General features: G+C 35.5%; 15 protein-coding genes. 2 read left to right on the forward strand and 13 right to left on the reverse strand.

Features of this window, described 5'->3' with window-relative positions; all coding sequences use genetic code 11:
* Positions 1–926: 926 nt before the first annotated feature.
* The 4 genes from LQ50_RS14560 to LQ50_RS14570 form a co-directional block, all read right to left on the reverse strand.
* Positions 927–1511 carry a hypothetical protein gene (locus tag LQ50_RS14560; protein WP_034630650.1) on the reverse strand — a complete coding sequence of 195 codons (585 nt, stop codon included), beginning with the start codon at positions 1509–1511 and terminating at the stop codon, positions 927–929.
* Between the two features lie 139 nt (positions 1512–1650).
* The gene (locus LQ50_RS25460; protein ID WP_161784686.1) at positions 1651–1812 is read right to left on the reverse strand and encodes a hypothetical protein; all 162 of its coding nucleotides are present in this window, start codon (positions 1810–1812) and stop codon (positions 1651–1653) included.
* Positions 1813–1894: 82 nt separating this feature from the next.
* Positions 1895–2179 (reverse strand): hypothetical protein, encoded by a 285-nt coding sequence (locus tag LQ50_RS14565; RefSeq protein WP_152608224.1) that lies wholly within the window; start codon positions 2177–2179, stop codon positions 1895–1897.
* Between the two features lie 199 nt (positions 2180–2378).
* The gene (locus tag LQ50_RS14570; RefSeq protein ID WP_034630653.1) at positions 2379–2819 is read right to left on the reverse strand and encodes a hypothetical protein; all 441 of its coding nucleotides are present in this window, start codon (positions 2817–2819) and stop codon (positions 2379–2381) included.
* 662 nt (positions 2820–3481) lie between these two features.
* On the opposite strand from LQ50_RS14570, the gene LQ50_RS14580 reads away from it, so the two are divergent.
* Entirely contained in the window at positions 3482–4042 is a 561-nt protein-coding gene (locus LQ50_RS14580; protein ID WP_237563719.1) for a hypothetical protein, read from the forward strand.
* A gap of 334 nt (positions 4043–4376) precedes the next feature.
* Here LQ50_RS14580 and LQ50_RS26285 read toward each other — a convergent pair whose 3' ends face one another.
* From LQ50_RS26285 to LQ50_RS14620, 9 genes are all read right to left on the reverse strand, one after another.
* Complete coding sequence (locus LQ50_RS26285; protein ID WP_272913724.1) at positions 4377–4508, reverse strand: hypothetical protein; 132 nt, start codon at positions 4506–4508, stop codon at positions 4377–4379.
* Positions 4509–4556: 48 nt separating this feature from the next.
* Entirely contained in the window at positions 4557–5312 is a 756-nt protein-coding gene (locus tag LQ50_RS14585; protein ID WP_034630655.1) for an AAA family ATPase, read from the reverse strand.
* A 163-nt stretch (positions 5313–5475) separates the two neighbouring features.
* Positions 5476–5625 (reverse strand): hypothetical protein, encoded by a 150-nt coding sequence (locus LQ50_RS25790; protein ID WP_034630658.1) that lies wholly within the window; start codon positions 5623–5625, stop codon positions 5476–5478.
* Positions 5626–6150: 525 nt separating this feature from the next.
* Positions 6151–6657: a ferritin gene (locus LQ50_RS14595; protein ID WP_034630798.1), complete on the reverse strand. Its 507-nt coding sequence runs from the start codon at positions 6655–6657 to the stop codon at positions 6151–6153.
* A 196-nt stretch (positions 6658–6853) separates the two neighbouring features.
* Positions 6854–8530 (reverse strand): glycerol-3-phosphate dehydrogenase/oxidase, encoded by a 1677-nt coding sequence (locus LQ50_RS14600; RefSeq protein ID WP_034630659.1) that lies wholly within the window; start codon positions 8528–8530, stop codon positions 6854–6856.
* Between the two features lie 157 nt (positions 8531–8687).
* Positions 8688–10181 carry a glycerol kinase GlpK gene (glpK, locus tag LQ50_RS14605; protein WP_034630661.1) on the reverse strand — a complete coding sequence of 498 codons (1494 nt, stop codon included), beginning with the start codon at positions 10179–10181 and terminating at the stop codon, positions 8688–8690.
* A gap of 30 nt (positions 10182–10211) precedes the next feature.
* Positions 10212–11042 (reverse strand): MIP/aquaporin family protein, encoded by an 831-nt coding sequence (locus LQ50_RS14610; RefSeq protein ID WP_152608225.1) that lies wholly within the window; start codon positions 11040–11042, stop codon positions 10212–10214.
* A 260-nt stretch (positions 11043–11302) separates the two neighbouring features.
* Positions 11303–11860, reverse strand: coding sequence for a glycerol-3-phosphate responsive antiterminator (locus tag LQ50_RS14615; RefSeq protein ID WP_034630663.1), 558 nt, complete (start codon positions 11858–11860; stop codon positions 11303–11305).
* Positions 11861–12063: 203 nt separating this feature from the next.
* Complete coding sequence (locus tag LQ50_RS14620) at positions 12064–13110, reverse strand: YheC/YheD family endospore coat-associated protein (RefSeq protein WP_052144778.1); 1047 nt, start codon at positions 13108–13110, stop codon at positions 12064–12066.
* Positions 13111–13311: 201 nt separating this feature from the next.
* On the opposite strand from LQ50_RS14620, the gene LQ50_RS24415 reads away from it, so the two are divergent.
* Positions 13312–14913 carry a right-handed parallel beta-helix repeat-containing protein gene (locus LQ50_RS24415; RefSeq protein WP_052144779.1) on the forward strand — a complete coding sequence of 534 codons (1602 nt, stop codon included), beginning with the start codon at positions 13312–13314 and terminating at the stop codon, positions 14911–14913.
* Positions 14914–14960 lie beyond the last annotated feature (47 nt).

Raw genomic sequence — 14960 nt, forward strand, 5'->3', positions numbered from 1 at the left:
TAGACCCACAAATATGTTCGCTACCATAAAGTACATCAATAGCGTTAAAATCGTAAAAAAAAGGTCAAACCCTTTCAATCCAGGAATCACGAACGTAAGTGAGATTCCAGAAAAAAATAGAATAATGATAATAGCGAAAGTAAAAAATCCTTTAGTTGATTTTCCTACTTGACCATAAAACCGATTTTCTAAAATGTGATTTCACCTCCAATATCTAAACGATTAACCTTGTTCAGCATTCGCACCCGGTAGTTTAATATGTGATTGTTATTAGATATTTGAATCTAAGTTCTTTTTCTTCTTCATTTTGTTTGCTACGAATCTAACCATTATATATATAATAAAAACATTTACTATAAAAGTAGCGGGATTTATAGCAAGACCAGCATTTCCATTAAAAAAATTATTGAAAAACCATCCGGTATTAGGGTATTGTTGATAAAATGTTATATAGTCAAACGGAAGCCCATAACTATATCTTCCCATACCTTCACTAAGAAATTCACTTGGGATGAAGAACGGGATGAAAATACAGAATAGTAGACTCCAACTAATATGTTTCATGTTTAACCTTTTCAAAGACCGACCTCTCCCTTATTCAATTTTTTCTTCAAGCTTTCTGCTCGTTAGCGGTCAAGGCAAGCGATGCCTTGTTAAAACATGCTCCCTTTACTTGAAGATGATAAGTGACAACAACTTGGAACTAACTTTATTTTTTCTATATAATTAATGAGAAGATATATCGTACATTATGCACCCCCTCCGAACATACTTTTCAACTCTTCTTCCCAAATTCTTCAATAGCTTTTATACTCTATTTTAATGCTAACACTAATTCCCTTTTATTGGGATGGAAATGTAAATAGCGTCTCCGCTTTTTACAGAAACGCACTCCGTTAGTTCAAAATCTTAGGTTACTATTTTTATTAATCTTTTTGGTACAAGATAGATTCTTCCTGTATTTCTTTCATCATATCCACCCAATACTTACGAGTAATAATAGAAGTCACTACATAATATTGACTAGATATTTTCCTCCAAGCTAAAGTAGTGTTATATAGAGGTTCTAATACTTCACGTTCTTCCGCTGAAAAGGTTATCATATCTAATCTTTCCAAGTTAGCTTCTATAAAATTATCTTCTATATAAACTAAATCACTTGCCATTAAATACGAAGTTGTCTTAGTCGCATTCTCTAAACCTTTAGCACGATTAGGGTATATCGCTCTAGCCATTTCTTCAATTTCATAACTAGCATGTTCAATCGTCTTGTAAGCACTTTTTAATTGTATCCATTGTGCATAAGGAATTTGATTTTCATCCATTACAGTCGTTAATATACTTGAGGCGGTATGAATTTCATTCTGAATGGCATGGACCTTTTCCATTAATAGTGGATTTAAATAGTTATGTTGATTACTTACTTCTTGATGTTTCTTATAACCATAAATGACGGCAATAAATAATAGAAAAACTAAAAAATAATACTGTTTTTTTGATAAATTTATCATAAAAAATTCCCTCAATTCTAAAACTATTCAATCTTAATTTCTTCAACAATTGCCTCCGTTACTTCAATAAGAAAGAAACGATAACCATTATTCAGCTATCGCTTTAGTCACAAAGTGTTAAAGCTTTATTTAAAACTAACTATTTATTTCGTTCTAATTCTTCCACACGTCTTTTTAATAATTCAATGTCTTTTGATACGGACCTTTCAGAAGTATTCTTTTTTAGTCTTAGAATAATAAATAGTCCTATTACTATTAATGTTAATAGGAAAAAGATATTTTGACTAATAAATTCTAACATTGTCTATCCCTCCTCTACTCACCAATGCTGATTATTTAAGTTTTCTGTTAAATTAACCTGTCCGTTAGAGCAATAAGAGCCTTTACCGACTAAGAACTTCTTCTAAAGTTAGAATAGGAAAAATGCTAATAAAAATCCAATTGCAAGCATCGTATCTACAATGAAATTTCCATCTTTCCCTTTTAAAAAAATAGGTTTCAATTAGCGTTAGGAAAAAGGTAAAGAAGGCTAATAAGAATAAAATATTGATATTTAGACTGTTGTTATATACTCCTGCAACAACTAAAAAAATAGCAATCATAGCAATGACAATCTTAATAATAGAAAAAGCCTTTCTCATTTCTATTTTAGTTTCCACTTCTTCCACCTCCGCACCACTTTATTTAACCATAAATATACAATTTACTCCTCAACTATTCTGCCCTTTAGTTTAACATTAATTTCCTTTTTATTGGGATAGAAAAAGCGCCCCTGCCTTATTGCAGGAACGCCCCCGTTAGCGGAACCAAGCAAACGGATAACTTTTTAAAGCATCGTTCCCTTATAATAAGAAGAGTTTTACTTTCTTATTCAAGAACACCATTATGATAAGTTGAAATTCTATGTAACGATTTTCTAGTAAGAAGTAAAATATGAAAGAATAAACAAGATCCTAAAATACCAACAAACATATAAAAAATGCTATTCCCCCATTCCTTGTTAATAACGGAAAAATAAAAGTAGTAATTAAAAAGGATTCCAACAAACGCATATAAAATTAGGGCTAAAGGATAATATGCTATATCCTTTTTAAGTTGTAGGTGTTTAAATATTTTCTCGACAACTAGCGAAGCCCCAATTCCACCCAATAAAAAAATAGGCAATGAGTAAATAACATAAGAAAAAAATAAAGATAAAAATGTAAAACCTTCTACTTGTTGGATAGGAATATAAATTACTAGAGACAACCCCAACGATATAATTATCGTACAAATTAAAGCTGAGATCATCGTTTCAATAACTTTCAATTCGCCACCTCTTTCAGAAACTATTATTTCACTTTCACTTTTATTAATAAAACCGTAGATTTCACATTATTCTAGGATCTTACATTTTTAAAGAAAGACCAGGCAAAAGCAGATAACAACCCAATCCCCAAAATAGCAAAGTTCGAAAACAAGTAACTACTAAAAAAGTAGACATAGATTTGGTTTATAAAAAAAGCCATTATGAAAGAATAAAAGCCAAAAATACACCCTTTTTCCCAATTCTTAGTTTCCTTTTTAGACACCTTTTTGAAAAAAATCCCCAACTTAAATCCTCATTTCTGCGATTCTTTCAACACAATCTATTTATTCAACACTTTAAAAATCATAACATTTTTTTCCAAGTATTGTACACAGTAGACAACCCTTGAAATTTTTTCTATGAAGCAACGACAGCTCGTTTATTTCTTTTGCGAAAATTTATAAATAAATTACGGTCTTTTTCATGTTACCGTCCTCAATATTTTGTTGGAAAACCAGCCCGTTACTCACTTGCATTAATAGTGTTCAGTGTTTTACGGAGATACTATCTGGTAATTTATGCTAAAATTAATAGAGGAAAGATATTCAACTTACAGGCGGATGAGCACAGCAAGAGCAATCACTTCAAGCGAGTTTTCAATTATTTTAAGGAGTAACTTAATATGTTTTATAAGGCAAATAAGTTTTGGCTTTGGTTCTTTGGGGTACTTTCAGTCGTCTATTTAAGCACATTTATATATCTTGCCTATAGGTCATGGCTCGATATTGGGGAGTTGCATTTTAATTGGGTCTATTTAACTGGATTTATTATTTTCAGTTATTGGTTCTTAGAATTAACTAAAAAGCCCAATTTATCAAGTATTACCTTGAAAAATATAAAAACAAAGATGTATGAGATTGGTTTTAACAAGAGTTGGATAGAAGAAATAAAGATTGTTTTGGATAGTAGATTAAGTGGATATGGCGAGCGAAAGTTTCAAGAATGGTTTTCTAGTTTAAATTATAGTTTACCAGAGGAACTTAGGGCTGAGACAGTTGCCATTAAATTATATGAAGAGCATTCAACGTTGGTAGAAGAGCAAGTGAAGAAATTAGAAGAAGAGACGAAGTTAACCTGGGGCGAACAAACGGTAGATTTAATTGGACTGGATGAAAAGTCGAGAAAAGTACAACTAGTAATAAGACATAGACTTTCTGATATAGCGTTAGACTTGTTAATTTAAGGGTGCGTTTCTTTAACAAGGAACGCACTGATTGCCTTTCCATCCAGGTTTTATCTGCTCTTATACTTCTAGCAATTATAAGAATATTATCTTCAATACGCTCTAATAAGCTTATTTTGGATTCAATGGTTTCACTAAAGCTGAAGTTTCAATAGAGTGAATTCATATTCTCAATATATTTCATAAGCTCTTTCTGAAGATTGAATTTTCCTCATACTATTTTATCACCAAAGTTGTTATCCTTTTTTCTTATAATATATCATATCCATTAAACATCAAACGAATTACATATACTTATTGTGGTAATGCTCCCCATAGTTGAAGATAAAATATCTTAATTCTTATTTATTTTATCTTCTAACTCTTTTATTCTCTTTTGTAGTTTCTCAACTTTTCCCATTGAAAATACAGCTATCGAAAACGAAAATGCTGCAATTGAAAAAGCTAAGAGTTCAAAAGTTCCCAAATCGACCCCTCCTATAATTTTGAAAATTTCACTGAACTGCCACGTTCTCTACTCAAAAAGATGGTGTAATAAGCGTGTTCGATCATCAAAAAATTGTTTCATAATCGAGTAGTGTTGAGTATCTTCAAGCCTCACTTCATGTAACCCATCCTCAGTAAGTTCAATAATCTTCGAATTAGGATATGCCATAAGAATGGGTGAATGCGTAGATATAATAAATTGGGAGGATTCATTAACTAAATCATTGATTCTCGCTAATAATGATAACTGCCTTAAAGGTGATAAAGCCGCTTCTGGTTCATCTAAAATATATAACCCATGACCTTTAAAACGCTCCGTAAATGCAGCAAAAAAAGATTCACCATGGGATTGTTCGTGCAGAGACTTTCCTCCAAAGCCATCGATCACTTTACCTCCACCTAATGGTTCTTTATCTAATTCTTCAATGTTCGTTGCAACATTATAAAAAGTTTCAGCCCTAAAAAAGAAATGATCCTTTGCTTTATTTACCCCTTTCACCACGCGAAGATATTGACCTAGCTCTGAATGAGAATCATAACTTGAAAAGTTGAAGTTTAATGTACCGCCTTCAGGGTTAAATCCTAAAGCTATTGCAATCCCTTCCAGCAAAGTTGATTTCCCCATTCCATTTTCACCAATAATATAGGTGACATTAGGATGCATTTTTAAATCTCTTAATGTCCTGAAGACCGGAAGTGAAAAAGGAAAAGAATTATCGCTCTTTATTTGATCCCTTTTTAAATAAATCTCTCTAATAAATTGGCTATGATCGTTTAGTATCATATGCTTCATTCCTTACTTTCATATTTATTATATTTGTGTTTTCTTTCAGCCACTTCACTTGCACATTTGCTCACCGGTCGTTCTAAAAATTATTTCATTAATTGAAAAAAACTTCGAATAAGAAAAACATAGGGAGATTAGTCTTCCTATGTTTTCATTCATATTAGTTATCTGTTTGTTTTTGCTTTTTTTTCAAATAATCCGCACGTATTTTTTCAAGTTGTTGCTTTTTATCAAATTTGGCAGGCGTCTGTTTTTCATGAAATTTTGTCACAGCTACCTTACCTTTGGCATCCAATTGATATTTTCCCACTTTGTTCACCTACTTTTCATATCTTTAAAGAGAATCTATTCAACAAATATAATATACCTTATTTTCCTGAAGTAAACCTTAATACTTTATTAGTGGACGGCTAACTTAACATCTATCAGTAAAAACAATAAAAACTTAGTAAAATAATTCATCGCCAATTGGTATTCATTTCATTGCTATAAACAATATAAAATGCCTCGACAGGCCTTTATCTTTATATTTTACCATAAATATACATAATACTTTGTAAAAACAAGCACTTCTGTTAATATTCCCTAAAATAATAATGCATTTCTGTATATCGTCTAACACAAAAAATATAAGTTAGAATGCCACTACTCAAAAACCATCGTGCTCCGATAATTTCTGCAACAGATCTCCTACACAAATTCAAATAGATACTAACGAAATGTAGATATAGCAATAAAAAAATGACTACAAATTGATATACAATTTAGTAGTCATTTTACGTTACATTTTTAACGATTGCGATAATAACGGAATCCGTTATTATCAGGGAGTATTCTATTCTGCTTCAGGCGTGAAGCTACGCTTGGCGAATTCGTCGTCTAACATAAAGAATGCATTGCTATCGTCATCAATTCGCTTGAGCTTTTGGATCACGCTATCAAACATATCTTCTTCTTCGACTTGTTCTTCAATAAACCATTTTAAAAACGTCATGGTTGCATGTTCACGATCATCTAAAGCTAGGTCAGACAAATGATAAATTTTCTTCGTTACTTCCTTTTCTTGTTCCAGCGCTTTTTCAAAGGCGTCTAAGACAGAGGTAAATGAGTTATTAGGTTCTGGTAATGATTGAATCGTTGCTCTTTCCCCTAATGAATTAATGAAATTGTAAAACTTCATTGCATGAAATCGTTCTTCCTCCGCTTGCACAAGAAAGAAATTAGCAAACCCATCTAAGCTTTCGTCGGAACAATAAGCGGCCATCGCTAAGTAGGAATGAGCGGCATAAAATTCAAAATTCATTTGATCATTTAATGCTTTTTTCAGTTTATCGTTTAACATTTGTGAACCCCACCTTTCTATATCCATATTATAGCATTCCCCTTCTATGAATGTCTTGAAACCTATCCAAACTTGTTTTATTAATAAAGAAGTAACCCTTCATTTTTTGCAATTTGCTGTATCTAGAGCAATATCATTTTCAAACACAAAAAAGAGAGGAACGGATGTATCGCTACCGTTTCTCTCCCCTTTTATTTCAACTAACTTTGCTTTGGTGTTTTGTTGGGTCTTCCATTGGATGTTTAGCATAATGCAATTCAGAAGCAAGATAAGCTACATGTCTTGCTTTCTCTTCTTTCGACCACTGAAACGTTTGGGCCATATAGTCAGTTACGAGCCCTTGCCATTTCTCTACCCAGCTAATGTTAAAAAACAATGCACTTGTGCGACGATTAAAGAAATCAATTGGCGTGGAAACCATTTCTTCCTCTATCCCATATTGAAGTTGAGCTAACAATAGTCGAGGTAGCTGAAATGTCTTCGCTTCTTCTTCATTGTTTTTTAAGTTAGAAAAAACTTTATCAACATTGGAACCGTATAAATGAGCAACACGATTCGCTTCTGATTTGGTTAAGCCAAGTTCCATTCCTTCAACAATTTTGCGCTTAATGAATGATTCAAACTTCGCAGAACCCCCAACATCTCCACCCGATAATTTGATTGTAGCCGTTGTACAAGGCTTTTGATTTCCTAGTTCTTCTGCAACTAAATCGACAATGCGTTCAGCCATTTTTCGGTAACCCGTCAGCTTTCCACCTGCAATGGAGATTAATCCCGTATCTGAAATGAAAATCTCATCTTTACGAGAAATTTCTGATGCGCTTTTTCCTTCCTCATGAATGAGCGGACGTAACCCAGCCCAACTTGATTCAACATCATGAACCGTTAAATTGACTGAAGGGAACATATAATTTACCGCATTAATGATATAACGTCGATCTTCCTCTGTCATTCGAGGATGCACGATATCCTCATTATAGAACGTATCGGTCGTTCCAACATACGTTTTCCCGTCCCTAGGAATCGCAAAGACCATCCTGCCATCCTTTTCTGTATCAAAGTATACAGCCTGTTTTAACGGAAAGCGGCTTTGGTCGATCACTAGATGAACGCCTTTTGTTAGATGCAAGTACTTTCCTCTTTTCGAGCCATCTTCTTCCCGAAGAGTATCCACCCAAGGTCCTGCTGCATTGACGATTTTCTTTGCATAGATGTCGTATTTTTTCCCTGTTAACAGATCGCGTACTTTTACAGCCACTACTTTTCCATCTTTGTAAATAAAGCCTTCTGCTTTCGTATAGTTCGTTGCTTTTGTTCCTCTTCTTACTGCTTCTTTCATGACTTCTAGCGTTAAGCGGGCGTCATCTGTTCGATACTCAACATAGATTCCGCCACCTTTTAAACGATCTTTACGTACAAGCGGCTCTTTTTGTAAAACCGCTTTTTTATTTAACATTTTGCGGCGCTCATGCTTTCTAACCCCTGCTAAAAAATCATAAACTTTAAGGCCAATCGACGTTGTGAACTTTCCAAACGTTCCGCCTTTAATCATTGGTAGAAGCATCCATTCTGGTGTCGTAACATGCGGAGCATTTTCGTATACAATCGCACGCTCTTTCCCAACCTCTGCGACTAGTTTCACTTCAAATTGCTTTAAATAACGAAGCCCTCCGTGCACGAGTTTCGTCGATCTGCTGGATGTACCAGCAGCAAAATCTTGCATTTCAATTAAGCCCGTTTCTAATCCTCTTACTTGTGCATCTAATGCAATCCCCGCACCTGTGATCCCTCCTCCGATCACTAATAAGTCCAATTGCTTTTTACTCATATCTTCTAAAATGGTTTGACGCTCTTTGCTTGAAAATGATGACATGTAAAACTCCCCCTTATCAGCTTATAAAAGAGAAAAAAAAGAAGACCACAACATCTCTAACCGCTACTAGCTAATTAGAGTGTTGTGGTCTTCTCCTCATCTCCGACCAATATTAACTTATCTAAAATTATACTCTACTTTTAAAAGATTTCAAGACTTATTTGAACATTTGGGCAGCCGCTACAGCCTTTTTCCACCCTTGATAAAGGGATTGCTGTTCATCCTCTGACATCGTCACTTCAAAACGACGGTCGATTTCTGCTTGATTTTTGATTTGCTCTTTATTTTCCCAAAATCCAACGGCCAAACCAGCTAAATAAGCGGCTCCTAAGGCGGTTGTTTCTTGAACTTTTGGTCTTTCAACTCGTACCCCTAACAGATCACTTTGAAACTGCATAAGGAAGTTATTCGCTACAGCTCCACCATCCACTCGCAACGTCTTTACTTTAATATTGGCATCAGCTTCCATAGCCGTAACAACGTCTTTTGTTTGATAAGCCAATGCTTCTAATGTAGCCCGAATAAAATGTTCTTTCTCCGTCCCACGGGTCAAACCAAACACAGCTCCTCTTACGTCACTATCCCAATACGGTGTACCAAGCCCGACAAAAGCTGGGACGACATACACGCCCTCTGTGGAGGTAACTCTCTCTGCGTATTGTTCTGTATCTTTTGCCGACTTAACCATTCGTAGTCCATCTCGTAACCACTGGACAGCTGAACCCGCAACGAAAATACTGCCTTCAAGTGCGTATTCAACTTTTCCATCTACTCCCCATGCAAGCGTCGTCAAAAGCCCATGTTCAGATTTCACCGCATGGTCCCCCGTATTCATCAACATAAAACAACCTGTCCCATACGTATTTTTGACCATACCTTCTTCAAAACAAGCTTGCCCAAATAACGCTGCCTGTTGGTCACCAGCGGCTCCTGCAATCGGAACCTTTGCACCAAAGAAATGATAATCAACCGTTGTCCCGTATATGTGAGAGGACGGCTTCACCTCTGGAAGCATGGCTTTTGGAATATCTAACATCGAAAGAAGTTCATCATCCCATTTTAAGTCGTGAATATTATACATCATCGTTCTAGATGCATTTGAATAATCCGTTACATGAGCCTCTCCACCTGACAACTTCCAAATCAGCCACGTATCTATTGTTCCAAATAATAGATCCCCTTTTTCAGCTCGTTCTCGTGCCCCTTCTACATGATCCAAGATCCATTTCACTTTCGTTCCTGAAAAATAAGCATCGATCAGCAATCCTGTCTTTTCTCGAACGGTCTTTTCATAGCCTTGTTCTTTTAATTGATCACAGATTTCTGCTGTTTGCCTTGATTGCCAAACAACTGCATGATAAATCGGTGTCCCTGTGTGCTTATCCCAAACAACAGCGGTCTCCCTCTGGTTTGTGATACCAATACCGGCAATTTCTTCTTTATCAATATTAGCTTTTAGCATTACACCAGACATCACAGCTAAAACCGAAGCCCATATTTCATTTGCATTATGTTCAACCCATCCTGGTTGCGGATAGATTTGTTCAATTTCTTTTTGTTCGATAGCGACAATCGAGCCCAACTTATCAAATAAAATCGCTCTTGAACTCGTTGTTCCTTGATCCAAAGCTAAAATATATTTTTTCTCCATTTTAATTCCCCCAATTATGTTCATTTTCTCTTATTGCGCAATCGTGCTTTCGGTTTGTTGATGCACTTCTATTCTCTTACTTTCTTGTTTCATACATATATATAATGTTACCAAAAAGAGTATGAGTACAACCCAAATAGTAGAATAAACCATTCCTTCAAAAAGGGCTGCATAACTGAGGGCACCAAGCGCTCCGCCTATTAAAGGACCTGCAACCGGGATCCAAGCATAAGACCAACCTGAGCTGCCTTTTCCGGCGATCGGCAAAAGAAAATGAGCTAATCTTGGTCCTAAATCTCTTGCCGGATTAATCGCATACCCTGTTGTCCCACCTAGTGACATTCCAATTACAACGATAAACAATCCAACAATTAATGGATTCAGCCCTTCTGTGAATTCATTTGCCCCAATCGCTAATAGCCCCATTACAAGCATAAAAGTTCCAAATACTTCACTAAAAAAATTAGCAGGCTTATGGTTGATGGATGGTGAAGTAGAAAAAACAGCTAATTTCGCATCTTTATCATGTGTTTGCTTCCAGTGTGGATAATAATGCAGCCACACGAGCACAGCACCTATAAAGGCACCTATAAGTTGAGCAACAATGTATGGCAAGACATTCTCCCATGAAAATTGGCCAATTAACGCAAACCCGACCGTTACCGCTGGGTTTAAATGTGCACCGCTTATATTACCAACTGCATAAATTGCCGCTGCTAGCCCTAACCCCCAGCCAAATGTAATAACAATCCATCCACCTTGTTCAGAGCTCGTCCTCTTTAACACACTTCCTGCTACGACCCCTCCTCCAAAAATAATTAAAATCATCGTTCCAATTAATTCTCCCATAAATGGTAGCACGACCCTATTTCCCCCTATCTTTAGACGCGACGAAGATTTGTGAACATCCTACTTCCTCCTTCTACGAGTTTAAAAGAACGTTTCCATTTCCTTGCTAAAAGAAAAAAAGACGAGCAAAGGGACCTATCAACTTAATGAATAGGTCATTTGCTCGTCTCCAAATCTCCGTCACAATCTATTAACTTATTACCTATTAAAACAAATCAGGAAAACGCTGTCAATGTTTTTTATAAATATATTTCTGTTTCCTCTTTTATTTTTTAAAAATTCCATAACTCTTGTCTAGAAGTGGTTACCCCTATTGCTCCAGCCTCTAATGCTCTTGCAACGTCTTCTTTTTCACGAATCAGCCCGCCAGCTATAATAGGAATTCCCGTTCTTTCATACACTTCTTCTATAATATGGGGCATGACTCCTGGAAGGACTTCGATATAGTCAGGCTTTGTTGTTTCTAACAATTTATAGCTTGTCTCTAACGCAATCGAGTCCAATAAGAATAAACGTTGAACAGCGATAATCGAATGCTTTTTTGCCGTTAATACGACATTTTTCCTTGTTGAGATAATGCCAGCAGGTTTGATATCCTGACAAATAAATTGAGTCGCATATTCATCGGTTTTTAATCCTTGAACTAAATCAACATGCATAAATACCTTTTTACCTGCTTTATTGGCTAATTGAATCAAACTTTTCAACTGTCCAATATGACTATTCAATAAGATAATCACTTCAAATTTGCTCTTTAGTAACTTTTCAAATTCCTTTATCGTCCTTGCAGCAGGGAATATTTTTTGATCAATAAAATGTTGTGAAGACACTTGCACCAACTCCTATTAGCATATTTGCCTATTAAACCAATTAAGAGGTGTATTGTCAAAAGGGGGGTCCCCAAAGGGCCGCGTTTACCATGCGAGAGGGCTGAACACCAAAATACACATCACAGTTTTATATCTTGAAAGCCCTGCATATAAGTTCAAATTTGAAATTGGTGTTGTTTAAATTAAATAAATAGACTGACATTTCATCCCCTGCTTTTTTGCGCGAGATAATATGCATATTCCACCGGTCGACTATATATGAGTTGTTTATGTCGATAACCCTTTAGGTCTTGATATATATTTTTTTGTGGTTTTCCGTTTATTTCAATGATCCATAGTTTTTTTTCTTCGTCTAATCCAAAGTCTATGCCTAGTTCCCCTAATAAACCAGTTTGAAGTTCGATTGTTGTAGCAATTTCTATACTTAGTTCACAAAGGGACTCAAGGATACCATTTTTTTCATCAAGTGAGTACAGTTTTTGTAAAACTTCCGAAGCCTCATAGATTGTTTCATACATGCTTGTATTATAGTAGAGATCATAAGCGATCCTACTCACCATATTTGTAACCGCCCATTGTCCCTTGATATCTTTCTGAACCAGAACTCTGATATCAAAATATTGACTATTAAGCTTATTTAATTGAATTCCTCTTTGGATGATATATTCACTATTTCCGAGGAGTTTATCAATTACGGGTTGAATCTCTTCGATATTTCTACAAATATATGCTGGAAGAATGCTATACAAGGAGATGTGAATATCCCCATTTTTCTGTAATTCTAACCGGTAAACACCTTTACCCTTATGACCATAACTTGGCTTACAATATAGCAATCTATATTTTTCTAATAGTTCACGGATATTTACTTCGTTAGATAAAAACGTAGCAGGTATATTGGAATCGAGGTTTGAATTTTTTAATATATTATAAAGGTGCCATTTATTAAAGTGGTTGATATGATTGAAACACTTGCTCTTACCTATTGTACTCTCTAGACTTTTAATAGCTTCAACTTTTTTGTTATAACATCGATTATAAACAACCATCGGAAAGGGAAATGTACTTTCTTTCCATTTGTTTCCTACTAAGTGAAGTCCAATAATTCGTTTCTCTTTCCACAAGATATCTGTCGGGGTAAATGAGTAAAGTTTACATCTTTTATTATTATAATGTTGATAAAGTTTTAAAACCTTTTTTCTACTTTGTTTCCTTGTTACTAAAATTCCAATTAGTGGACACTCTCTCAAATTTATCAGCCCCTATACTTTTTCATTCACTTATTTTAATTTATGCAACCTAGGACAAGGTGCAAAGGACCATAACCTAACATGTTATAAATTCAACTTATGCATTGATATAGATAACTATTTTCAAAGCTATACGTTCCATTTTTTATTAGTAATTAATATGATAAATATGAAAATATTTATATAAGAGGAGTGAGATGAATGGGGAGAAATAATGGTATCCCGGGACCACCTGGACCACCTGGACCACCTGGACCGCAAGGCGAGCAGGGACCACCCGGACCGCAGGGTGAACAAGGACCATCTGGACCGCAAGGCGAGCAGGGACCACCTGGGCTAGGAGCAAGTTTATTTACTGACCAAGCTAATGATACTGTTTCACTATTACCTACAGGTACGGTAATATCTCTTGAACTTCCACCTTTAAGCACGCTTGAAGGTGAAAGCATAAAACTCGATTCTACTTTTAGGGTTCTTCTTGAAACTGCGAATGCAGCTAACCATAGTTTAGCAATTACTTATGTGTTGATAAGGGACGGTACAGATCCTACAATACTTACGAGTGCACCATTAAATTTATCGAGACAATTTGGTACTTCAGTAGCAACAAATGAAACCTTTTATCCTAACCTTAGCTGGGTAGATACCCCACCCCCTGGAACTCATAATTATCGAATTGAAATCACAGCTACAACAGCAGTTAATATAACAACGTTACAGGTAACAAATCGAGGATTAAATACTGTTGCCCAAATCACATCTGACCCATTTAACATTTATGTGCAAGCAGGTGCGGAAAGCGGGAATGGAACTCTAGAACACCCATTTGGAACTATTGAGGAAGGTATGAATGCTGTCGCAGAAGGGGGAACCGTTCATATTCTAGAAGGCACATACAATATTGATACACAACTTATTATCACCAAACCAATGACTTTATTGGGTCATCCAACAAATCCTCTCCCGCAAGTCATATTTAGCCCCGATACAAATGTTGATGGACTCGTTATTCAATCAAATGATGTTACAATTGAAAACCTGCATTTGATTGCAAATAGGGCTGTAACAGGTGAAAATGCCATTTTTAGAATCCCGTTAAGGTCAACGTCACCAATTACACTTTATAATAATATTACCGTTCGTTCCTGTATCATAGAAGGAACAACGCGTAGTGGTTATATTTGGTGCCAAAATATCACCGTTGAGGATAATGAATTTATTCATAACCCCGTAATCATTACTCAAAGTCTGAGATTTCAATTGGTAAGGGGAATGACAAATGTTCTTAATAATACGTTCCAGGGTAGCAGTACAAGTCTCGGAGCTGTTGTATTTGAACCAAATATAGCCCCCTGGCAAACTTCTGGTACAATCAATGTTTCTGGAAACACAATGACTAGATTTACCCAGTTTGTTAACTTTTTCCCTCATCTTGCAGGAAATACAAGCTTAGTCATTGAAAATAACAGTATCAATCATCAAGATCGGTCCGGAAATTCCGTTATCTTTTTCTCTCGAGTGAACTATTCGTTAATGAACCAAATATTAATTCAGAATAATTCCATTGTTAATCCTCACGCAACACGTTTAGCGGTATACTTTTCAAGATCTGGTGATGGAAATTTCGTACCAAATGACAATCAAATTCAAGTGTATTCAAATAATTTTAACTTTCCAAATGGTTATGGTAACCCCGCAACGGACACAGTTGATCCACAATTCCCAGTAGGTTATAACAACAATGCAATCCCGATAGGAATGACTCTTGATAAATTTGATTTACAAGGGAATGTTAACATATAATTCAAAATTCCATTAATGATTTGTGACTTCCATTTCCGGCCATTAGA

This window comes from Halalkalibacter okhensis (genome assembly GCF_000787375.1).
GTDB classification, from domain to species: Bacteria; Bacillota; Bacilli; order Bacillales; family Bacillaceae_D; genus Halalkalibacter; species Halalkalibacter okhensis.